Source organism: Ruegeria sp. CDSC054 (assembly GCF_059610645.1).
Map to the genome: position 1 here is coordinate 1 of NZ_JBXWOA010000003.1, position 21,846 is coordinate 21,846.

Consider the following 21,846-nt stretch of genomic DNA (forward strand, 5'->3'; position numbering starts at 1 on the left):
GGATCGGACTTGGCTATGCTATGCTTTCCTTTTCTTACTGCCAAAAATCGGTGAATTGTCCGCCGGTTTAGCTGCAAACGGGAAATGGGAACACTCGCTGTACGGTTACTCTCTGCTGGGGTTTCTCCTTTACTACTTGCTGGAAGCCAGCCGCGACGTGGGGGCCGATAACAGGTTGTCGCTTGGCTTGGACACAGTGGCACTCGGAACCTATAACTGCTTGCTTGCCATTACAGTCATGCAAACCACAGGAACATCGCCTGAGCTGTACGCGATTGGAACGTTGGCCTATTCACTGCATTTGTTTGGGGTAAATATTTATCTCTATAAGACCCACCCCGGGCATATGTCTGGATGGCTACGCGCATACTTTGTCGCGTCGCTTGCAGTCGGCATATTGATCGGTCTCAGCGCGGACAAAAGTAGCATGATCTATTCAATTGCGAATGGGTTGACAGGGGGTGTGATAATAGCCCTGTCTCTTCGGGTTAAACTACCCAGCCTTTCGGCAGTGAATACAAAGGCTCTTTTGATTGGTGTGGTGTTTGCTGCGGTCGCTGTCGTCTTAACCCGGTACTGACCCGACGACGCTAAACGTAATATTTGGCTTGTCTTTAAAGAGCGACAAGGAGAAGGCTTGGTTATGCCAAAACGCTGGCAAAGCTGAGCTATTTGGCTCTGCGTTATAGGTTAACGCGCTTTAAAATTCATTTGCTCAAAGTCTCTGCAATTAATTTCATCGCAACCATCGAGTCCAGGTACATAGGTGTGTTCTGAACTTCTGGCTGGCTTGATAGCCTCACCATAACCACATTGGCTTCCTGGTTCACGTACGATAGCTGCCCATAGACACCGATACCGTAAAACGCACCATTTTCCCTATCTTTGACCCAGACTTGGTTACGGTAGTGGAAGCCTTCAAACACCTCTGCATATGCACTTTTCTCATAAGCTGCAATCACATCGTCATTTGTTTGAATAGTGTCAGCTATCCAATCTGAAGGGATAACTTGAGTGTCGTTAACCTTACCGTTGTCCAGCATCATTTTGCCAAATCGTAATAGGTCACGAGAGCTAGTGAATAACCCGCCACTGGTTTGAACAATCCTTTTTGGGCCCCAGTTCGCTATATGCAGGGTCCTTAGCACCGATGTCCTGCCACAATTCGGCCAGTACATCTAAATAGCTCTCACCGGTCGCCGACTCGATAACCATACCAAGTAGTGCAGATAGCACTGAACGGTAACTATATACTTCACCGTCTTCTACTAAGTTCTCGCGGTCACTCAGAGAAATCATATACTCTTTAACGCCTGACTCAGTGTCACAAATTTCAACTTTTTCAGAGAGGTCCTGACCAAAGGCACAGAACAGATCACCGGCATCGTCTAAGTAACCACTAGAAGCATCTTTCCAATCAACAGCAGCGGTCATATCAAGTAGATGTCTAACCGTTGTATTTTTGAATGCTGGGCCATCCAACTCAGGCAGGTATTCAGTGATCAATTTTTTTGGATCTAATTTCCCCGCCTCAACCGCCAACCCTGCTGCCATACCCAACACTGTCTTGGTGATAGAGTGAATGCGGTAGGACGTATCCGCTCTCATGCCATTGAAATACTTTTCAGCGACGAGTTTACCATCGTGATAAATCAAAAAACTATCGGTATGCGTTTGATGCAACCAATCTCTGATATTTTGTTCTTCATTATTGCTAGCCAAAAAAAACTAAGTTCTCAAGCTCAGTTGGGTATGGGGCTTTTTCAAGAGTACGTACCCAATCTGACGGTGGAACTCGTGCTAATTCTCCAAAAACATTTGTCCCTTCAAATATCCATGGGCTTCTATCTACAGATTCAACGGTTTCATCCCAGAATGAACCAGCCTCTGCGCTTGCTGGTTCGGTAGGAGAAGTACGTGCCGCACCAGAGCCCAAAAGAGCTATAGCAATAGCGGATGTCACTAACAGCTTTTTAGCATTTCTTTTCATTTTAGGGGATCTCCGCAGGATTAGGTAATGTCTAAGCAATCCAGCCATGCTTCAGCTCTGGTGTCTAGCTTCTTGTGCCTGGGCCGCGGGGCGGTCAGACGACTGCGACTAGTCTTCTGGTAGGACAGCATAGTAGTCGCAAGCGCCGGTTGGCTGATACAAGTGCGCTAGTCGCCTCATGCAATGCCCGCTTCGTCCGCATCTCGGAGGATGTAAAGCTCGTAATGAAGGTTCGCTTCGCGAACAGACCGGTCATCATCAACCGTTGAGCCTAAGGAGGCTTTGTCCGCTCACCGCCATTAGCCGTCTGGTTTCCAACGTCCGGTGTCGGGTAGCTGAAAAGGGGAATTTGCAGCCATCCGCATTTTTGCTCCAAAGGACCGCGGTCAGCCCAAAGCGGAAGTTCACTCGTCTAAGGCGAAACAAGTGGTTTTGGACGATTTTGCATTAGCCTAATCCCAAGTAACAGAGATAAACAACCAAACGCCAATCCCCCTGCGAGGGCATTTGCAATGAAAACACCACCAAATAGGGATATCGCTGTTCTTCCTGCCTGCTCGATAGATGTGCCCGCTACGATAGATACCCAGTCTTGCAGGTATAATGCGAACAGGACCGAGAACCCCACGGGTGAAATGATGAGCGCTGTACCGAGAGAGGCCAATCCTCGCCCGAAGACAGCCCGCAGTGTTGACCCTTTCAAAACTATTGCGGCTGTGAAAGCAAAAACAACAAATGCAGAGAGCAGGACTAGCAACATGTCCACAATTGGAGCGAGGTCTTTCGTGACCGTCCCTGCTAGGGCCGAGGTGAAGGGCAATAGAACAAAGGTAGCAAGCCCTGCGGCAAGGTGCCCGGCGAACAATTTTGGTAACTTGCCAGACGAGCGTTTGTCGCTCCGGTTTTTTGGCTTAGGTGGTTTGGGCAGATCCGGATCAATCTGATCCCACCGCACGGATATTGGTTTTGGACGAGAAAGCATAACAGCCCCCTTGGTTTGTTAAATTTGAGACGACCTAGCCAGCCGCTTGTTCTTGGGAATTTGGTAGGCCGGAACGGAGTTTCTTTCGGCGCTTGGACTAATATTTGCGTGATCTAGACATGCCGACGCGCGAACATTGGTGTCCTTGCCATCTCAAGTGATGAACATCCTGATTACGTAAGCGACAGTCGCTAGGCAAAAGACGCTGCCGAACCAGATCGCGCTGAACCAGAATACTTGCTTTAGCAGTTTCAATGGTAGCTCTCCTCTGGATCGGCCTTTCCGCGGAAAACCCAGTACGTGTAGGCGGTATAGGCCAGGATTATGGGCAACAGAACGACGGCCCCGACCAGAGCGAAGGCCAAGCTCTTATCCGGCGCAGCGGCTTCGGCAATCGTGAGGCTTGGGGGTAGCATATAGGGATAGAAGCTGATCCCAATGCCGATGAAGCAGACGACGAATAAGGCAATGGCGCAGAAGAAGGGTTGATAGTCTCGCTGTTCCCTCAGGCCGCGATCAAGCATCCATGCAATAACAGCAACGATAGCTGGCACTAGTACAGAGAAAACGATACCGGGCCACGAAAACCATCTGATCAGATAGACCGGATCTTGGAACGGGGTCAAAAGACTGATGAGGCCAATCAACGCGAGCGTCATTAGCATCAGCGGGCGGGTAAAAGAACGCATCTGGCGCTGTATCTCGCCCTTGGTTTTCATGTTGAGCCAGGTTGCTCCTAGCAAGGCATACCCGATCACCAAGGCCACACCCGTCGTGACAGAGAACGGCGTCAGCCAATCCCATTGTCCGCCTGCGTACAGCCGATCCTCGACCGGGATACCCTGGACCAGCGCGCCAAGCGCGATGCCTTGGCAGAGGGCGGCTACGGTTGACCCACTGTGAAACGCAACATCCCATAGCCATCGCCCGCGCTCCGTTCGCCACCGGTGTTCGAAGGCGACACCGCGGAAAACAAGCGCAAGAAGCATGATGATGACGGGCATGTAGATCGCGGGCATCACCACAGAATAAGCAAGCGGGAAAACGGCGAACAAACCTCCGCCCCCCATGACCAGCCAGGTCTCGTTACCGTCCCATACAGGCGTGACAGAGTTCATCATGACATCGCGATCTTTGTCGGATTTCGCGAATGGAAAGAGGATTCCAATTCCAAGATCGAAACCGTCCAGGATCACATAAGTCAGAACGGAAAAGGCAATGATACCGGCCCAGATTGTCGAGAGTTCAAGCATTACGCTGTCTCCGCCAAAATAGAGATTTCAATGGGTTTGTGACTTTTCTGGAAACCTTCGACAGGTGGTTTCCCCATCAGGCGCAGCATGTAGAACGTGCCCGCTCCGAACACCGCGAAATACACAACGATGAAGGCAATCAGAGACGCGGCAACTGTAGGTGCATCCACTTGTGAGAGTGAGTCCGATGTCCGCATCAGCCCATACACAGTGTACGGTTGGCGCCCGACTTCGGTGGTGATCCAACCGGCCAGTACCGCCACGAACCCGCTGGGCGCCAACAGAACGGATGTCCGGTGCAGCCAGCGATCGTCGTTGAGGCGGCCGCGAACCCGCTGAACAAGCGACCACAAGCCGATGCCCAGCATGGCAAAGCCGATAGCGAGCATAATGCGGAAGCTGTAGAACACAATCGCGACCGGGGGTTCTTCGTCGTCGGGGATAGTGTCCAGCCCTTCAAGCGGCGCGTTGGGATCATGTTTCAGGATCAGCGAAGATAGTTTCGGGATTTCGATGGCATAGTCCACGCGCTTTTTATCCTCGTTCGGAATGCCGAACAGGATAAGCGGTGCACCTTCGGGATGGCTGTCGAAGTGACCTTCCATCGCCATCACTTTCTGCGGTTGATGCTCCAGCGTGTTCAAACCATGAAGGTCGCCGGCAACGATCTGCACAGGGGTGACCAAAACGGCCATCCACATTGCCATCGAGAACATTCGAGTGACCTCGACCGTGCGATTGCGGCGTAACAAGTGCCAGGCCGCAACCCCGGCCACCACGAAAGCAGTGGTAAGGTAAGCGGCAAGAACCATGTGTGTCAGGCGGTAGGGGAAGGACGGATTGAAGACAATCGACCACCAGTCGACGGGAATGAACTGCCCCAGTTCGTTGATGTCAAACCCAGCCGGGGTTTGCATCCAGGAATTGACTGACAATATCCACGTTGCCGAAATCAGCGTGCCAACGGCGACCATCGCCGTGGCCGTCATGTGTAAACCGCGACCGACGCGTTCGCGACCGAAAAGCATTATGCCGAGGAAGCCTGCCTCAAGGAAAAAGGCCGTCATGACTTCATAGGCCATCAAGGGGCCGATTACGGGACCAGCGGTGTCCGAGAATGCGCTCCAGTTCGTGCCGAATTGGTAAGACATCACGATGCCGGACACGACACCCATCGCGAAGCCAACGGCGAATATCTTTTTCCAGTAGTTGAAGAGGTTCAGGTAGACCTTGTCTTTTCGCCATAGCCAGAGGCCATTGAGAACAGCCAAGAAGCTTGCCAAGCCGATAGAAAAGGCCGGGAAGATGATGTGAAACGACACGGTAAAGGCAAACTGGATGCGTGCCAGGGTTTCTGCGTCGAAGTTTGCGAATAGGTTCATTGCCGCTTCCTTAGGCATTGGGTTCCAAAGAGCGGCAGTGAACAGAAGTGTTTCGGTTGCCAACTCGTCGATGTCATTCAGATGAGTTGGATTTGGGTTGGTAGCTGTTTCAGTTCGTTTGGGTTCTGGACGGTTGTTTTTGGGTTTTGGACAAAACCCGGTTCGAGATGGGCGACTGAAATTTGAAACCGAGAACGCCGCGAACGTGTGGCGTTCGAAGGCCCAAAACAAAGTTGCCACCCGGCTCGATTACGAGCTGGATGGCAACCTCTCAGAAACTGTGCGAGTTCTGTGTGGGATGGTCAGTCAAACAGCGTCTGGATGCTAACAGCGCATGCTGACCGGTCAGGTTTGTTCGGCGGTATTTCTCCTTTTTTTTGTTTCGCTGGCGGTCGTGTCTTAGTCGTTCCAGTCTTTGTGTTCTTCTTTAAAGTCGTCGCGACGTTCTTGGGCTTCGTCTTGCGCGTCTTCAAAATTGTCCTTTTGGATCGCACCTCCTACGGCTCCGACCGCAGCACCAGCGGCCGCGCCACCTACGATGCTTTCGCCAGCGATACCGGCGACAGTGGCACCGACAACCGCGCCTTTGATCGCTTTGTCGGTGACGTAGTCAGCATGAGCAGTAGCAGCCATGGTGATCAGAAGTGCGCCTGAGATCGGGGCGATAAAGAATTTCTTCGAGGTCTTCATAGGGTTCATCCTTGTTCTGGGTTAGCAACCACCGCGGCTGCTGTGTGCCATTGAACTAGGTGACCCGTTGGTCTGCTTTCTTTTGGAGACGGGACAAGGTTTTGTGGATCTTGGACATCTGGGCGCTTTCTGGATTGCATGGACCAGAAAAAGCTACCGGCCCGTTTTACGGAACCTTGCCGGCGTTTCACCTGTCCACCGTTTGAACGCCACTGAGAAAGCAGCCTGATCGGCGAAACCGAGCATAAAGGCCACGCGGGCGACGCCCTCGCCGCTACGAAGCATCCGCTTGGACAGGTCGCACAACACCCCTTCCAGTAGTGCCTTGAAACTTGTTCCTTCAGCCGACAGATGCCGGGTCATGGTACGCCGCGTCAGTCCAAGCTCTCCGGCTATATCGTCGCCGTTTGGTATCGGTCCGGGAAGACGCTCCCCGAGCATGTCCACAATGCGGTCGGACAGACTGCGGACTGCATCAGGCTGAGCCTTCAATTGCTCTTCTCCGTGCCTGCGTAAATGCCCTAATAAGGTGGGATCTGCCGTTGGTATCCGAAAACTCATGCCGTTTGAGGGTAGAGCCAGGGCGTATCCGGACTTGAAGCCTAAGACTTCACATCTCGCCAAATCGGCCAGTAGCCGGCAGTGCTCGGCATCGTCCGTTTCCAACTCAATCGAGATCGGGGCAAGGCCGCCAGAGGTGATTTGTTGCACTCGCTTGTAAAGGCCGAAAATCAGCATTTCGCGATGGCGAGGATATTGATGCGCCGGGATAACACTGCTCTCCAGAGTTATCTTTGGCTCGTTGGGCGCCCCGACCACGTCAAGACGCAAGTCAGGGTCTTGCATTGCATAAAAGCGCTGCGTCAATACCAGCGCGTCTTCCACCGTTTCGGCAGCCCGCACGATGTAAGCCAGAAGTGTTCCGGGACCTTGTGCCGAAAGCCCGACCCGAGCGGCGAAGGTCTTGTCTTCCAAAATACGACACGCGGTTTCCACAGCGCCTGCTTCATGTAGCAGCTCGACAGTGGCGTCGGGGCTGTCGACGATATCAGAGGGTGCTCCCGCCATTTCCAGGACTTCAGGAAACGGAACCCGCGCGCCGGGCTCTTGCGAATAACGCAGCCCTACATTTTGCAGTCTATAAGCGCTGATGCGTGGCACTTTTGCGTCCTCCCCTGACTTGCACGCAACCTCCTGCAGTCACTGCAATTGTCCAGAAGCCAATAACAAATGTCCAGAACCCTCAGGATCGCGGATGCGATGACGGTTAGGTCCGGGTCATCAGAAAGGAAACGACCATGATCTACTTCGCAAGGTACTACCGCGTACTGAAGGCAATCCAAAACTCCGCCAAACAAGAGTGGTCCGGGGGGAACATCCACGGTCTGCGCTCATTGGCGCTTGGCGAAAAAACAGCGGACGGACGTCGCTGGGATCCCCCCTATGTCCCGCAGGAACAGCCCTCAGAACCATCTCAAAATCAGACCGAGAACTGAATTTCCACAGACACCTAAAATCTTCACACGCAGCACGGCTGCGAAACAAAAGGACCTGAAAAATGAAACCACCCGCGTTCCTGATGGCACCTATACTTGGCGTCATCTCAACTCCTGCCTTCGCTGCTGGCGGCGATCCGAGATGGTGGGTCGCGCCCAATCAGACCGACACCTATGCTTGGGTTGGTCTGGTTGTTCTCTTTCTGGCGATCCTACTCGTCGTGCACCTCTATGCGCGCTTTGAACGCTATACCGAGCGCAAATCAATCGGCACTCCGCTGCGCACAACTATTCCGGTGATGCTTACCATAGCCTTGGCGTACGAATTGATGCCCGCGCTCAGCCACTTCAGCATTCTGCTGCCAGGCGCGCTGATCCTGACTGCAATCGCCCGCGACTTCATGTTGTGGTGGCGGCCTTCGACAGAGGAGCTGGTAAAATGATTGAACTGCTCGTCACATCTTTTCCGTTTGTCCTGCGGGTAATCTACCTAAAATGGCGCGGGATTCCAGTCACCCTATACAACGTTCACCGAGCGCTCTTCATGTGGTTCGTACTAGCACTGATCGTCTTCTTTGCCGTGTTCTACTACTACCCAAAATCTTACACAGGTCTTGTGCCATTCAGAACTGTTCCGGTCGTTGCTGAGAACGGTGGAACAGTAACAGATATCTACGTAAAGGGCGGTGATCGTGTAGAACCGGGCGATCCGCTGTTTGCAGTCGAGAATGCGTCGGAACAAGCTGCAGTAGATTTTGCAACCCGTAAAGTTGAGGAGATAGAAAGCGCGAAACTGGCAGCTGAATTGCAGGTCCAAACTGCTCAGGCCGTAGTGGATGCCGCAGTTACCGCCAGAGAACAGGCTGAGCTGGTGCTGATGGATCACGAGGCACTTCAAGCAAAGGGCTCTGCAGCATTTCAAGTGAGCCAGTTGGAACGCGCCCAGGCAACCTTGAGTACTCGGGAAGCAGAGGTAGAGGCTGCTGAAACCCAACTTGGCGTGGCACAAGTCCGAGCTAGTGCTGTTCTGCCTGCCCAACTTGCATCGGCGCGCGCGTCGTTGAAGCAGGCTCAGGTGGAACTGTCAAAGACATTGACGCTCAGCTCTGTCGACGGTGTCGTTGAACAGGTCACCCTAAATGTCGGATCACGCGCAGCGCAAGCCGCGATGAGCCCGGCTATGCTGATCGTACCCGACCGCAAGGATGCTGAGCGAGGACGTATCGTCGCTGGCTTTTCGCAGGTTTCTCGCACTGAATTGTACGAAGGTATGGCGGCGGAAGTGGCGTGCGAAAGTAACTTCAACATCTCGATGCGCAATACCGTTCTTCCTGCAAGGATCGTACGTATTCAGGAGCAGATTTCTTCCGGTCAGCTAGCGCCTAGCGGTCGCCTGATCGAGCCGAGCGAAAAGGCCAAACGGGGTCAGATCGTTGTGCATCTTGATCTGGTACACCCAGAACACCGCGAACTTTTGGTTCCAGGTAGTGGTTGCATTGTACAATCCTACACCACCAATTTTGAAGGCGAAATGGAAGGAACACTTGTCGCCCACGGGATTCAGGCCATGGGTATCATCAAAGCCGTCGGTCTACGGGTCAAAGCTTGGTTCGGTCTGACATCGGGTATCGGCTTGATCGGTGGTGGTCACGCCTGACTTTCCAACTCCATCCACTTTCAATAAGTGCGGCTTCCAACAAATGTTGGGAGCCGTTTCGACAATTTGCAGACAGATCGCATGTCAAATAAATGCGAGTTATGTGACGGCTTTCTGCCACACGGCGAACGATTTGACTGTCCGCTCAGGTGATCTTATGCAGGAAAATTACAACCACTTACAGTAGCCCGGAATGTCCGTTTTGTCCGCGTTACGGTGTTTCCAATCAAGCCTGGCGTCTGGCTGGTTCGCGCCACCAAACGACGTTGCCGACAGGGCTATGTCATGCTAGCTGAGATCAAGCCCTGATTGTTTTCCACTTAACCGCACCCAACACGGATTTCTCCGTGCCTGCTGTTGTGCGGATTGAAAGGAAAACGAATGAAACGACCAAAGTTACCGCCAATCCAAGGCAGACGTTTTGACGCCGAGATGCGCCAAGATACGGCATTTAATTTGACCGAGCATGCTTCCAAGGGGCCGACTTGGCTTAGACATTGAGGAAGAATTTCCTTTGTTGTTCTGACAGAGGAGCTTTTCGAACAAGTTTGGCCTGACCATCGGCGCGCTTGGAGCGTGGATGATATGCCAATTCGCCATGAGCAAATGTTGCTCGAAGCGCTTGAGGCTTCGCTATCTCAAGACAATGAAGAATAGAACGTTAAAAGCGTGAGGGCAGGGGGGTCAGAGGTGCTGTAAAACCTGGTCACCTGAAGGAGTTCAGAAAAATTGTTCAATCGCCCTTGCGACAGTTTGCAACCAAGAGAAAACAACATTTCGCTTAGCAGACGTGCACAATAAGAAATGTTATCAGTTATGAGCAAAAATTTTGGCAGAGAACGATGGCTAAGATTGGCGATAGCCTCACTAGAGGTGCAAAAGAAGCACTGGAAGTTGCAAAGGGTGAACTCGACCCTGCTGGGGCATCTGTGCCTAGTGAAAAGACCGATAACGCCGCAGATGCTTCCGATAGACCAGCTATCGCCAAGTGCCTTCACGGGATCCCCACAATGCTTGAATCTTCAATTCTATGAAGCCGAACCGACAGGAAACAGCGTCTACTTTTCCTCGCGTGAATGCCCTTCAATCTTGTTTTTCACAATTGTTGGGTCGTAAGCATTCTGCGACCCAAGCGGTGCATCGAGCGCGCGAAATATAGTCATCCGAGACACACCCAAATCGTGTGCGATCTGGGCCTTTGATAACCCGCTAGCCGCAAGAGATCGAATTTGTGCGTCATCTACTTGTTTTCGTCTGCTACGATAAACACCTCTTTCCTTGGCGGCATCAATACCTGCTCTCTGTCTGTCGCGGATGAATTTCAGTTCCATATCAGCGACCATGCCGAGCACTGTTACCACCATTCAACCAAGATCACCGGCTGTACTCACTTCCGGTTCAAGAACCCGCAGGGAAGCGCCTTTGGCATCCAGTTCATGCACCAGTTTCAGAACATCCTTCGTAGTCCGACCAAGGCGATCAAGTCGGTGAACAACCAGTTCATCACCTACGCGTAATAACTCGAAGATTGTTCCTAATTCCGTGCGCCCGTCACGCGATGCACCTGACCCTGTTTCTGACCGGACGATCTCGCACTCAGCTTTCTTCAATGCTGCCGTTTGAATGTCGAGATCTTGGCTCGTGGTGCTGACTCTGGCATATCCGATGCGGGGCATTTGGTATCTATCACATTAGGGTAGGGGGGATGTTCAATCTGTCACATAGTTGAATTGACCACCCTAATGGGACGGTGGATCGCGTCACATTTAGATGTCATTTTGTGGTGCACCCAATTGTTACATGGAGATGTGTGATCCACCGAAAGTGAACGCAGCATTCTGACACGGCAGGATGTTTGATTTTTCATAGTCGCCAACTCCTCGCAGATCGTGCGTAGACGTCAGAGAGTTCTGTTGGTGACAGTTTGTTCAGGTGGCTCTTGTCAAACACAACCACATCGTTGGATAGAAATTGGTCAATGTTCATCCGGTCCCTGGCTTCGAGGATGAACGAATGTTCAACCGCCAGTGTTGCCAGCAAGCCTCCTGTTTCGATATGCGCGGCTAATTCCCGCTGTAACGCCTGAAAGCTCAACGTATGGCCGCCATTGTCGGTAACAATGAAAATAACGCGGACGATGAAATCGCATAATTGATCTTATGTTAAATATAATGATGTAAGTATTCACCTGTACGTTTCGAACATAACTACTAGAAACCAGCAAGGTTGACCCACGCGAATTCATCTACCATCCTATTTGCGTATAGTTTGTTATATTGTGCGAACCCGCACGTTTGTTTTGGCAAGGTCGATGAAATGACCGATAATTCACAAAAGACCTACGTGCATGACACGCATCGTTTGCGCGACCCCGAGCACACCTTAAGAATTGTGCAACCATTTCTTCGGGAAATGGGCATAACTCGGATCGCAAATCTGACCGGCCTGGATAGGATTGGTTTACCGACTGTTATGGTCGCTCGTCCCAATTCCCGATCTGTTGCGGTGTCACTTGGTAAGGGGCTGTCGCTGCAGGCAGCGCAAGCTTCAGGCGTTATGGAAGCGATCGAATCCTGGCATGCCGAACGTGTGCGACTTCCGCAACGGCTTGCCAGATTTACCGATTTGGCTGATGACGCGACCGTTGTGGAGGTGGAGCGATTGCCTAAGGTCACTGGCGCGCAATTTGATCCCAACGGCAACATGTTATGGGTCGAAGGCTGGGATTTGAAAAGCCAACACACCTGCTGGGTTCCGCTTGAGATGGTGGACACTGACTACACCACGCCTCCACTCGCTGGACAACGCGCCTTTCCCAGAACAACGAATGGTTTGGCTTCGGGCAACAATGTCGCCGAAGCGAGTTGTCATGCGATTTGCGAATTGATTGAGCGCGATGCAACGACGCTGTGGTCTCATCAATCCAAGACCGTGCGTATTGATCCCGGTACTGTCGATGATCAGCGATGTCGGGCGGCCATTGAAAAAATCACCGCCGCAAATCTGGAGATCGGGCTGTGGAACACCACGTCGGATATCGGAATTGCCAGTTTTCGCTGCGTGATCTGCGAGGCCGGCGGGCAGACTGGGCACATCGGCATCGGCGACGGGTGCCATCTGGATCGAGCAATCGCGTTGCTGCGCGCGGTGACAGAGGCTGCTCAGACCCGGCTAACCTATATCTCAGGCGCCCGCGATGATCTGGATCCGGCAGAATTCACTGATCAGGCGCAAACGGATCGGTGTAGATATGTGCGGGATCTGATCGATCGCGCCCCTCCGACAGGGAATTTTCAGGACTGCCCGACGCATTCAACCAAGAAATTCGAGGATGACCTGGCTTTGCTGTTAATCAGGTTAGAGGCCGTCGGGGTTTCTCAGGTGGTGATCGTGGACTTGTCTCGGCCTGAATATGATCTATCGGTTGTTCGGGCGGTCATACCGGGCTTGGAAGCGCCGCACGACGACGCGGATTACGTACCGGGCCTAAGAGCGCTGCAGATCAGGCAGGAAACCGCATGAACGTTGTCGTATTTGTGGGCCCTACCCTGCCAGCACACGAAGTTGCCGCACAGTTGAATGCTGCGATCCTGCCCCCTGTTCAGCAGGGTGATGTCTATCGCGCAGCCAAGGATCACCCGCACGCAATTGGGATCATAGATGGGTTCTTCGAAGGTGTGCCCTCGGTCTGGCACAAGGAAATCTTGTGGGCGATGGAACAAGGGATACCGGTCTTTGGCAGCGCCAGCATGGGCGCCCTGCGTGCCGCTGAACTTGCCGATTTTGGAATGATCGGTGTTGGCGGGATCTTTGAGGACTACCTTAGCGGCGTTTTGCAGGATGACGATGAGGTCGCGGTTCTGCACAGTCCGGCAGAGCTGGGGTTTCAACCGCTTAGTACACCGATGGTATCTATCCGAGCCACAGTCAAACAGGCGCAGGCTCAGGGGATTTTACCTTCTGAAAGCGTCGCCACTATCCTAGAGCATGCGAAATCCAGACACTATCGGCACCGTATCTGGCAAAACATCGGCAAAGAGTTAAACGACCTACCCGGAATAGCGGCCTTTTTGGATTGGCTACCCGACGGCCAAATTGATGCGAAAGCAGATGACGCCCGCGCGATGCTGGCCCTTATGGCGGATTGCCTGTCGCAGGGCACCCTACCCCCAAGTCCCGTAACGCGGACCGAACCAACATTGGTGTGGAAACAGTTGCGCAACCGCATCGACACCAACGAGGCAAAGAACCACGCGGTGATCGACGAGTTGAGGTTGGACCCGGAACTTTACGCCGAATTGCGCAACCGCGCAGTGCTGAGCGTGATGGCACAGGAAGAAGCCGCCGAACAGGATCGGCATCCTGATCGTGACGCCCTGATCCGGCAGATGACGGACCATAGGGCCAAAGCTGGATTGTCTCAAAAAGCGCATTTGATGGAATGGCTGGCCGCCAATGATCTGAACCTTGCGGAATACGAGGACATATTGACGGATGCCGCTCGGATTGATGCGACGGTCGCCGCGCGTTTGACCCAGTTGGATGGGCCATTGCTGGCTGAACTGAAACGAACCGGAAAGTATGCCGATCTACGGGAACGGGCGGCCGCCAAGGAAAAAGCTGCGATTGTGAATGGGCACCTCTCGGGCGCGGATCGTCTGCGTATGGTCGTTTGGTATTTTGAAACGCGCCTTGACCAGGACGTGCCGGATAACCTGGACAGCTACGCAACCTCGCTTGGCCTATCCGGGCGCGCGGAACTGGGTGAATTGATCGAAGCAGAGTTTTTGTTTTGCCACAGGAGTTCCTGTGCGGAGGTTCCAAATAGCAAAGTGACTTCCACCCGGCACGAGGGGTCGATTGATGAACACACATGAGACTGCAAGCGTCGAAGAACCCGGCACACGGTTCCTGCTGTATCCGCAATCGCCTTTTCTGGAACCTGGCGCGCAACCGGAGCTTGTCGAAATTTCGGCTCCGCAAGGCAGCATTGGGCCAGGGCCTTCCGGTCCGCGCATGTACACCGTCAACCCTGTTGGAAAAACCACACCTTACGGTGCCATCGTTCCAGGTCCGAATGGACCGGGTATGTATCTGCCGCCGTGGGACGGGTACATTCAGCCGCCCGCAATGCCCGATGAGTTCGGGAATTTCTTTCATATTGCCCCATCCGACCCCGCATTTGAGGCGGCGCATTTGTTCGGGTCGGCCCATTTTACAATGGATGTTTGGCAAGGGTATTTCGACCGGCCGATCCCATGGCATTTCGCGCGCGATTTCAACCGGCTGGAGTTGTCCCTGCTACCCAGTCTGGATAACGCACATATTGGCTGGGGGTTTCTGGAAACAGGCGGCACGCACGAACATGGAGATGAGTACCGGCCATACAGCCTGAACTTTGACGTTGTCTCCCATGAAATTGGACATGCCATTATTTATAGCGTCATTGGTATGCCGTCAGATGGGGATGCGTCGGGCGAATATTATGGGTTTCACGAGTCAGCTGCCGATATGGTCGCCCTTCTTGCGTCGCTACATTTTGGTTCTGTAGTTGACGCTCTGTTAAAAAACACGCGGGGCAACCTTTACACATTCAATCGTCTGAACCGGTTTGCAGAACTCGGGGAAAACGCGCAAATCCGAATTGCCGCCAACACACGGTCCATGTCAGAGTTTGCGGCCGGATGGACCAGCGAACACGATCTTTCCGAACCGTTGACCGGAGCGATGTTCGACGTTTTCGTAGACATTTATCACGAACGCCTGCTGCTGCATGGCCTGATCTCACCCGAAGAAGAACATCTGTCCGATCAGTTGGAAGACTCTCCGGATTACAGCGAGGTTATGCAGGGTGTTTTCGATGCCCGTTATGCCGAAAACCCCGATGGTTTCCGGATCGCTTTGCTTGAGGCGCGCGATTTTCTGGGAACCTATCTGGCCGACACATGGGAGCGACTGGATGCGGATATGCTCAGCTATTTCGGTGTTGAAAAGGCCCTGCTGGCGGTCGACCAGGAAATCACTGGCGGTGCGTTTCGCAACATCATCGAAGGCAACTTCCGCATGCGAGATATTGGTCTGATGTCTGCCGGTCCGCGTCTTCCCGATCCCGAAGAAGACAGCCACTCGGCCTCGGTTCGCACGCAGGTGCCGGAATGACCTGTAAAATCCTTTATTTTTAAGCGGTTTTATGGCATGCAATCGGAAGAAGTTTATTGGAACGCATTTGCTCGAACATTTTTCGAGCTTATTTTGAGGGGGAGATGAGGGTTTTGGCTTCGTCGATCCCATAATTGGGAGAGAGAGATATGCCTGAATCCTTGCTCAGTTTTTCAGAAGTGTTGATATATGGCCGTGAGCTCGAAGATTTACAGTACAAACGTATTCCATCTGAAGGAAAGGGCGCCAACAAGCATCTCGACAATCAATTTGGGGTGGAAAATGGGGAAAAAGATCTAAACGGTCCTCGGTTCGCCAAGATTTATGGCTTTGCCTTTGAGGGTACTTATTACGATTTGCCGGAGCCGGTGATTTTTTTGGTCCATGGTAAAGGCGGTCTGGTCGCTAATCCCAATGAGCCCGCGGACAACGCATCCAGAGCACCGAAGGAACCGGGCATCGGCGGCGTCGCAGCAGCAGATTATCAGGTCGCCGACGGTATTCGCTTCTGGAAGTATGACAAATCTGACCAGACCATGCGTATGGACGTGATGACCGGCCAGTTCGAACAAGTCCTGCTGGACATCTATTTCGGCTTTGACAGCCCGGCTATCAGCGGTGCCAAAGTCAGCGGCGCGAAAGTAAGTGGGGCCAAGGTCAGCGGTGCCAAAGTCAGTGGCGCGAAGGTGAGCGGTGCCAAAGTCAGCGGCGCAAAGGTACGCGGCGGCGACTAAGCCCGGTTTGCAGAAAAATATTCAGAGGCACCCGAAATTGGGTGCCCCTTTGCTTTTCAGAACCCGGCTTTTTTCAGACCTTCCACAAAGTGCTGCGTGTCTTCCTCTAGCCGATCCGGTTGAACTGTTGTCCACCGGGCCAGCGAAAAGTTCGGATGCGCCTCGCGATGTTTTTCCCGGATCAGACGGGCCATGTCCGTTTGACCAAGCTGCGCATAGCTCGCGGCCAGCATACGCTGCCCTTCAGTCGGATTGTTCATCTTGTTGACCGTCTCAATAACATCCTCATAGCGTCTGAGGTTGTAATATGCTCCTCCCAGGTGCCAAAGGTACTGATCCGGGAAATAGGGATTTAGACGCATTGCCTGCTGAAGATGCGTTATGGCCGTCTCGTTATCGCCCGAATGGGCCAGAGCATCAGCAAAGTCAGAGTGCATATCTGCGTCATTTGGGTTTAACGCCAGCGCCCTCTGATAGGATTGGATGGCTGCGTCATGCTCTTTGCGGTAAAGATGCACATAGCCCAATTCGCCGAAACCACGCGCGTCGGTCGGGTCCAGCTCAATCGCGCGCTGTGCCAACATCAGCGCCTTTTCCAGCGATTGTGACGGCTCTTCGGCCCAGGAATAACGCCAGTCGATATTTAGAGTTCGCGACAGCGCTGCTGCAGCACGGGCATACCCCTCGTCCCGCTCAAGGGCTGATTGATAGAAATTCTGTGCCTTGCGGTTGTCGTTTCGGGTGTATTTGAAGATGTGGTGCTGACCTTGCAGGACCGAACCATAGGCCTCAAGATCGTTTGGAACTGCCTGAATCATGCGCTGCTTTTCATGCGACTCGATCATCACCGCAGTGGCCGCCACAATGCACTCAGTGACCTCATCAAGAATGTCGAAAATATCGTCAATCTTGCGATCGAACCGTTCGCCCCAGATCGTGCGCTCGGTGTTGGCATCAATCAACTCGGCGGAAATCCTGATCCGACTGGCTGACCGACGTACACTGCCGCGCGCGACATAACGGACATTCAGTTTTTGCGCCGCCTCTTTCGGAGGCATCGACTGTGTCCTGAAGAAAAATGACGAGTTCCGGGCGATGATAAAAAGGTTCCGGAATTTGGACAGATTCATGATGATGTCGTCTGTCAGACCTTCGGCGATCCAGCTGTCGGACTCATCGCCGCCAGAGCTGCTGAAGGGCAGAACGGCCACCGACGGCGTATCCGGCCGTTCGAATATGTCGCCTTTCAGGTCGGGGCGCATCGTGCCGGCCATGGTCGCGCCGGCCACTTCGCTGCGGACGCAGTAGGTCGAGACAGGATTCATGATGTTCTTGAGCTGTTTTGGCCCCAGAAACTCGTACCCAAAGCGCAGGCGATTGCACACCTGATCATACACGGCAGAGCTGACATAGACCCGTTCAGGCTCGGCTATTTCTTGCAACCGGGCCGCGATATTGACGTTGTCACCATGAATGCCACGCTCGTCTATCAGTATCTCGCCAAGGTGAATCCCGGCCCGGAACTTGATTCGCTGATCCTGCGCGCGGGTCTTATTCTGATCGCTTGCAATTTGATGCAATTCGACCCCGAATTCCACTGCGCTGGTGGCAGTTTCGAACAGGGCCAAAATCCCGTCCCCACGTACCTCAACCACTCGGCCGTTGTACTTTGCGCACGATGCCTCAAGCAAAGAAATCAATGCTTTCAATTCGTTATAGGTATCCAGCTCATTCTCGCTCATGAGCCGGGAGTATCCTACGACATCGGCGAACAATACTGCGCCAAGCCGTTGAGTAATTGGAATGTCAGAAATTGTCGTACTCACAAGTGTTACTCTTTTTTCGGATTCATAGCGGACCCGTAACCAACATATATCAAAAAACGTTTTTGACGACCGAAGCAGTTTTGATCGGAACTGATCACACCTCTGCGATCCGAGGTGGCCATGACCAGTCGGCGCAATCATTCGGCCCCAAAGTCACGATCGTATTCGCATCCAGTTCCTGTGCCAAAACGTTTCGGCGAACCATCCACTCGGATTTCAGAATGCCCACAACAACCATATCCTGAAACTCGCCTTCAGCGAACCACGCTTGACGCATCGTCCCTTCAATCTGGAATCCTATCTTGGCAACAAGATCACGGCTGTGATGATTGTCCTCACGATAATAAGACGTTATGCGGTTCAGCCCCAGCTGTCGAAATGCCAGATCCAGCACCAAAGCGGATGCCCGAAGCCCGACGCCGGATCTGCGCATTGCCTTGTTGACGAAAACTGCAACCACTGCATCGCGATTGATGTTCGAGATAGACTCGAGCCCGGCCAGCCCAACGGCCTCACCTGCGGACGACTCGACGATAAACCAACATTTGCGGCTGGCATCAGAAGACGTAAATGAATCTTTCCAAAATTCTTCGGCATGCGATGTATTGAGGGGCACGCGCGTCGTACGATCGAAACGCGCAAGGTCTTCAACGTCCTGAAACCAACTCAGAACGGAATCCAGATCTGCCCTTTCCATCGGACGCAACCTGAACGTGTTTTGTGAATTGTTGCTCACGATAAATAGTACCTTTGAAAGAAATCAGTAAAATCTGCTCGGACACTAGCACAAAAAAAAGAAATTACGAAATGAGAATACAGTATCTCTGCCCTCTGTTGAATGCACCACAAGATTTGAGTTTTTGATGCAGTGGGGCGATAAGTGTGCTGCCCGGTCAAATGCAACGGAATTTCCCATCCACATCTCTGTTTGTAAATGATGGCCCCGGATGCTCTGAGCAAAGGGAATACCATCAATGAAGTTACTGCGGTTCCGTCCCAAGGGCGCGGAAAAGCCCGGTCTTCTGGATGCCAAGGGCGCAATTCGTGATTTGTCGGGTGTGATTGGTGATCTCACAGGCGAGTCGCTTGGCGATGAGGCCCTGGACCGATTGCGCATGTGGGATACAGCAAGCCTGCCGCTGGTGGACGGCCATCCGCGGATTGGCGCTTGCGTCGGTCAGGTCGGCAAGTTTGTCTGCATAGGTCTGAACTACGCCGATCACGCGGCCGAAAGTGGGATGGAATTGCCGCAGGAACCGGTGATCTTTTTCAAGGCGACGTCAGCCATCATTGGCCCCAACGACACGGTTGAAATCCCTCGTGGCTCAGTCAAAACCGATTGGGAGGTGGAACTGGGTGTGGTGATCGGGAAAGAGGCCAAATACGTCTCGGAATCCGAAGCCTTGAACCATGTCGCCGGCTATTGCGTCATCAACGACATATCAGAGCGCGATTTCCAACTGCACCGTTCGGGCCAGTGGGTCAAAGGCAAATCCGCCGACACGTTCGGCCCTATAGGTCCATGGCTTGTGACACGGGATGAGGTGCCCAATCCGCAGGACCTGCCGATGTATCTTGAGGTGAACGGGCAACGGTTTCAGGATGGTTCGACCAGTACGATGCATTTCAGCGTGGCGACTTTAATCTCTCATCTGTCGCAGTTCATGTCGCTACAGCCGGGAGATGTGATTTCGACTGGCACGCCTCCGGGTGTGGGCATGGGGCAAAACCCGCCCACCTATCTAAAACCTGGCGACAGGATGGAGTTGGGCATCAAAGGCTTGGGCGTGCAACGGCAGAACGTTGTGCAGGGTTAAGCCGCCTGTTTGTGCAATTTTCCCTGCAACAGACAGAGGGCCGAAAAGTTACTCGGGCCATGGCAGTGAATAGGTTTTGACGTTGGTGAAGAATTTCATCGCCTCGATCACGCCTTCCTTGACGCCGTTGCCGCTGTCCTTGATGCCGCCAAAGGGGGACCTTTCGATCCGGTAGCCGGGCTGTTCCCAGATGTTGCACGTGCCGACGTTCAAACCGTTGATGTAGGAAATCGCCCGGTTCAGATCGTTAGTGCAAACACCGGCCGACAAACCAAATGCGGTTCCATTTGAGATCTGCATGACTTGCACATCATCATCTGGAACACGAACGATCGGCACGATTGGACCAAATGTCTCTTCCATCACCAACTCGCTGCCGTGGGGCACCTTGTCGACGACGATCGGTGGCAACAGTGCACCGTCGCGGCCGGGGTGATAGAGGATTTCTGCGCCCTCTTGCGCAGCCTTCAGGACACGGTTTTCGAACAACTCGGCGACTTGTGCGTGGATAACGCAACCCAATTGCGTTTCTGGGTCCTGAGGGTCACCAAACCGGATTGCTTTTGCCTTTTCCAGAACAAGTGGCACAAATCTATCTGCCACGCTTTCCTGAACCAGAATGCGTTTGATCGCGGTGCAGCGTTGCCCCGAATTACCTGTGGCCCCAGCCACAGCTATACTGGCGGCCTTGTCCAGATCGGCGTCATTCAGATCGTTCAACACGATCAGGGGGTCGTTGCCGCCCAATTCCAGTGCCTGTCGTTTGTAACCTGCCTTGGACGCGATCATCTTGCCCACCGGCACACCGCCCGTGAAGGTGATTATGTCGATGTTTTCATTGGTGATCATCTCATCGCCTATGTCCTGCGGCCAGCCAGTCACGACCTGAAACATTTCGGGCGGCAGCCCTGCCTCGTACAATATGTCCGCCAGCGTCAGGGCCGTCAGTGGGGTCAGCTCGGTCGGTTTGCAGACCATGCAGTTATTGGTGGCAATGGACGGCGCAATCTTGTGGCTGACCATGTTCAGAGGGTGATTGAACGGAGTAATTGCGCTGATGGTCCTGACCGGCTCGCGTTTGGTGAAAATCTTGCGCGCCTTGCCGTTGTGGGTCAGATCACACGAGAAAACCTCACCATCGTCCTTCAGGGCCTCGGAGGCGGCGAACTGAAAAACGTCCTGCGCGCGCTTGGTTTCATAGATCGAGTGTTGATGGCAGATGCCAAGCTCAAGCGTCAGCCATTTTGCGAGGTATTCGCGTCTTTCACCAATCAAAACGCCAGCACGCCGTAAAATCTCGCTACGTTCATAACGCGTCAGTTTGGGCGTGTAATTTGCGGCAATTTCAAAAGCTTTGCGTACAAGTTCAGAAGTGCCCACAGGGACGGTACCAATAGTCTCGTTCGTATAGGGGTAGTGGACCGAGATTTTAGCATCGGTAAAGACAATCTCGCCGCCAATTCGCATGCCTTCATTGCGGATACCGGATGTGTTCATGATATCGTCCATGATTAATGGGCCGCCGCTGTGGTGGCAAAAAGCAGTGCTTCAAAATTGCGCAATTGATGGCGCTGCGGAGTGTCGATCACGCGACTGACGATGAAGGGAATACCCCGATCGGTCAATCCATCGTGGCAGCGTAAGTCGGCCGCCAGCGCGGCCAGATCATGACAGTTCGGGGAAGTACCCGCGCAGGTATTCTCAACCGGTACATTCAGGATTGAATAGACCTTCTGTCGGGCTGTGATCGGGATTTGCATCATCGTCTTCGTAGCCTTGGGTTAAGTGCGCCCGTTCTAGTGCCAACTATAGATCACAGAATTGCAAAATTTCCGCGTTGGGTCGAAAGCCAGAGCAATC

24 protein-coding genes are annotated in these 21,846 nt (G+C 53.1%); 9 read left to right on the forward strand and 15 right to left on the reverse strand.

What is annotated here, in order from left to right; genetic code table 11:
- Positions 1 to 580, forward strand: a 580-nt coding sequence (locus AC2FGC_RS07795) for a hypothetical protein (protein WP_496726968.1), incomplete at its 5' end; no start/stop codon positions are given.
- A 127-nt stretch (positions 581 to 707) separates the two neighbouring features.
- On the opposite strand, the gene AC2FGC_RS07800 is transcribed toward AC2FGC_RS07795, so the two are convergent.
- The 9 genes from AC2FGC_RS07800 to AC2FGC_RS07840 all read right to left on the reverse strand — a co-directional run bounded on the left by AC2FGC_RS07800 (position 708) and on the right by AC2FGC_RS07840 (position 7,458).
- Positions 708 to 1,046 (reverse strand): hypothetical protein, encoded by a 339-nt coding sequence (locus AC2FGC_RS07800; RefSeq protein ID WP_496781902.1) that lies wholly within the window; start codon positions 1,044 to 1,046, stop codon positions 708 to 710.
- Positions 1,047 to 1,074: 28 nt separating this feature from the next.
- Complete coding sequence (locus tag AC2FGC_RS07805) at positions 1,075 to 1,722, reverse strand: serine hydrolase domain-containing protein (RefSeq protein WP_496726966.1); 648 nt, start codon at positions 1,720 to 1,722, stop codon at positions 1,075 to 1,077.
- Positions 1,715 to 1,990 (reverse strand): hypothetical protein, encoded by a 276-nt coding sequence (locus tag AC2FGC_RS07810; protein ID WP_496726965.1) that lies wholly within the window; start codon positions 1,988 to 1,990, stop codon positions 1,715 to 1,717. The genes AC2FGC_RS07805 and AC2FGC_RS07810 overlap by 8 nt, the downstream gene beginning before the upstream one ends.
- A 412-nt stretch (positions 1,991 to 2,402) precedes the next feature.
- Positions 2,403 to 2,972, reverse strand: a complete 570-nt coding sequence (locus AC2FGC_RS07815; protein ID WP_496726964.1) for a hypothetical protein — start codon at positions 2,970 to 2,972, stop codon at positions 2,403 to 2,405.
- 153 nt (positions 2,973 to 3,125) lie between these two features.
- On the reverse strand, positions 3,126 to 3,227 hold the full coding sequence (locus tag AC2FGC_RS07820) for a DUF2474 family protein (protein ID WP_496726963.1): 102 nt from the start codon (positions 3,225 to 3,227) through the stop codon (positions 3,126 to 3,128).
- Positions 3,224 to 4,225 carry a cytochrome d ubiquinol oxidase subunit II gene (gene cydB / locus AC2FGC_RS07825; protein ID WP_496726962.1) on the reverse strand — a complete coding sequence of 334 codons (1,002 nt, stop codon included), beginning with the start codon at positions 4,223 to 4,225 and terminating at the stop codon, positions 3,224 to 3,226. The genes AC2FGC_RS07820 and cydB overlap by 4 nt, the downstream gene beginning before the upstream one ends.
- A complete protein-coding gene (locus AC2FGC_RS07830) occupies positions 4,225 to 5,607 on the reverse strand; it encodes a cytochrome ubiquinol oxidase subunit I (RefSeq protein WP_496781904.1) in 1,383 nt (460 codons plus the stop codon). The genes cydB and AC2FGC_RS07830 overlap by 1 nt, the downstream gene beginning before the upstream one ends.
- 399 nt (positions 5,608 to 6,006) lie before the next feature.
- Entirely contained in the window at positions 6,007 to 6,297 is a 291-nt protein-coding gene (locus AC2FGC_RS07835) for a hypothetical protein (protein WP_496718691.1), read from the reverse strand.
- 153 nt (positions 6,298 to 6,450) lie between these two features.
- Positions 6,451 to 7,458: a helix-turn-helix domain-containing protein gene (locus AC2FGC_RS07840; RefSeq protein WP_496726960.1), complete on the reverse strand. Its 1,008-nt coding sequence runs from the start codon at positions 7,456 to 7,458 to the stop codon at positions 6,451 to 6,453.
- A gap of 137 nt (positions 7,459 to 7,595) precedes the next feature.
- Between AC2FGC_RS07840 and AC2FGC_RS07845 the strand changes: the two genes are divergently transcribed.
- The 3 genes from AC2FGC_RS07845 (at position 7,596) to AC2FGC_RS07855 (ending at position 9,450) form a co-directional block, all read left to right on the forward strand.
- Positions 7,596 to 7,793 (forward strand): hypothetical protein, encoded by a 198-nt coding sequence (locus AC2FGC_RS07845; protein WP_496726959.1) that lies wholly within the window; start codon positions 7,596 to 7,598, stop codon positions 7,791 to 7,793.
- Positions 7,794 to 7,855: 62 nt separating this feature from the next.
- Positions 7,856 to 8,236: a hypothetical protein gene (locus AC2FGC_RS07850; RefSeq protein WP_496726958.1), complete on the forward strand. Its 381-nt coding sequence runs from the start codon at positions 7,856 to 7,858 to the stop codon at positions 8,234 to 8,236.
- A complete protein-coding gene (locus AC2FGC_RS07855) occupies positions 8,233 to 9,450 on the forward strand; it encodes an HlyD family secretion protein (protein ID WP_496781906.1) in 1,218 nt (405 codons plus the stop codon). Before AC2FGC_RS07850 ends, AC2FGC_RS07855 begins: the two co-directional genes overlap by 4 nt.
- Positions 9,451 to 10,508: 1,058 nt before the next feature.
- Here the strand turns inward: AC2FGC_RS07855 and AC2FGC_RS07860 are convergent.
- Both AC2FGC_RS07860 and AC2FGC_RS07865 read right to left on the reverse strand, forming a co-directional pair.
- A complete protein-coding gene (locus AC2FGC_RS07860) occupies positions 10,509 to 10,814 on the reverse strand; it encodes a helix-turn-helix domain-containing protein (RefSeq protein WP_496726956.1) in 306 nt (101 codons plus the stop codon).
- Entirely contained in the window at positions 10,815 to 11,126 is a 312-nt protein-coding gene (locus AC2FGC_RS07865) for a recombinase family protein (protein WP_496781909.1), read from the reverse strand. It lies immediately after the preceding gene.
- 640 nt (positions 11,127 to 11,766) lie between these two features.
- Between AC2FGC_RS07865 and AC2FGC_RS07870 the strand changes: the two genes are divergently transcribed.
- The 4 genes from AC2FGC_RS07870 (at position 11,767) to AC2FGC_RS07885 (ending at position 16,343) form a co-directional block, all read left to right on the forward strand.
- On the forward strand, positions 11,767 to 12,972 hold the full coding sequence (locus AC2FGC_RS07870; RefSeq protein ID WP_496726954.1) for a YcaO-like family protein: 1,206 nt from the start codon (positions 11,767 to 11,769) through the stop codon (positions 12,970 to 12,972).
- Complete coding sequence (locus tag AC2FGC_RS07875) at positions 12,969 to 14,327, forward strand: TfuA-like protein (protein ID WP_496726953.1); 1,359 nt, start codon at positions 12,969 to 12,971, stop codon at positions 14,325 to 14,327. The genes AC2FGC_RS07870 and AC2FGC_RS07875 overlap by 4 nt, the downstream gene beginning before the upstream one ends.
- Entirely contained in the window at positions 14,314 to 15,609 is a 1,296-nt protein-coding gene (locus AC2FGC_RS07880) for a gluzincin family metallopeptidase (RefSeq protein WP_496726952.1), read from the forward strand. Before AC2FGC_RS07875 ends, AC2FGC_RS07880 begins: the two co-directional genes overlap by 14 nt.
- Before the next feature lie 149 nt (positions 15,610 to 15,758).
- Positions 15,759 to 16,343 (forward strand): hypothetical protein, encoded by a 585-nt coding sequence (locus AC2FGC_RS07885; RefSeq protein WP_496726951.1) that lies wholly within the window; start codon positions 15,759 to 15,761, stop codon positions 16,341 to 16,343.
- 56 nt (positions 16,344 to 16,399) lie between these two features.
- Here the strand turns inward: AC2FGC_RS07885 and AC2FGC_RS07890 are convergent, their stop codons facing one another.
- Both AC2FGC_RS07890 and AC2FGC_RS07895 read right to left on the reverse strand, forming a co-directional pair.
- A complete protein-coding gene (locus tag AC2FGC_RS07890) occupies positions 16,400 to 18,169 on the reverse strand; it encodes an adenylate/guanylate cyclase domain-containing protein (RefSeq protein WP_496726950.1) in 1,770 nt (589 codons plus the stop codon).
- Positions 18,170 to 18,263: 94 nt separating this feature from the next.
- Entirely contained in the window at positions 18,264 to 18,866 is a 603-nt protein-coding gene (locus AC2FGC_RS07895) for a GNAT family N-acetyltransferase (RefSeq protein ID WP_496781911.1), read from the reverse strand.
- 277 nt (positions 18,867 to 19,143) lie between these two features.
- Between AC2FGC_RS07895 and AC2FGC_RS07900 the strand changes: the two genes are divergently transcribed.
- A complete protein-coding gene (locus AC2FGC_RS07900) occupies positions 19,144 to 19,986 on the forward strand; it encodes a fumarylacetoacetate hydrolase family protein (protein WP_496726948.1) in 843 nt (280 codons plus the stop codon).
- 48 nt (positions 19,987 to 20,034) lie between these two features.
- Here AC2FGC_RS07900 and phnY read toward each other — a convergent pair whose 3' ends face one another.
- On the reverse strand, positions 20,035 to 21,483 hold the full coding sequence (gene phnY, locus AC2FGC_RS07905) for a phosphonoacetaldehyde dehydrogenase (protein WP_496781913.1): 1,449 nt from the start codon (positions 21,481 to 21,483) through the stop codon (positions 20,035 to 20,037).
- A gap of 14 nt (positions 21,484 to 21,497) precedes the next feature.
- Positions 21,498 to 21,746, reverse strand: coding sequence for a hypothetical protein (locus tag AC2FGC_RS07910; protein WP_496726946.1), 249 nt, complete (start codon positions 21,744 to 21,746; stop codon positions 21,498 to 21,500).
- Positions 21,747 to 21,846: the final 100 nt, after the last annotated feature.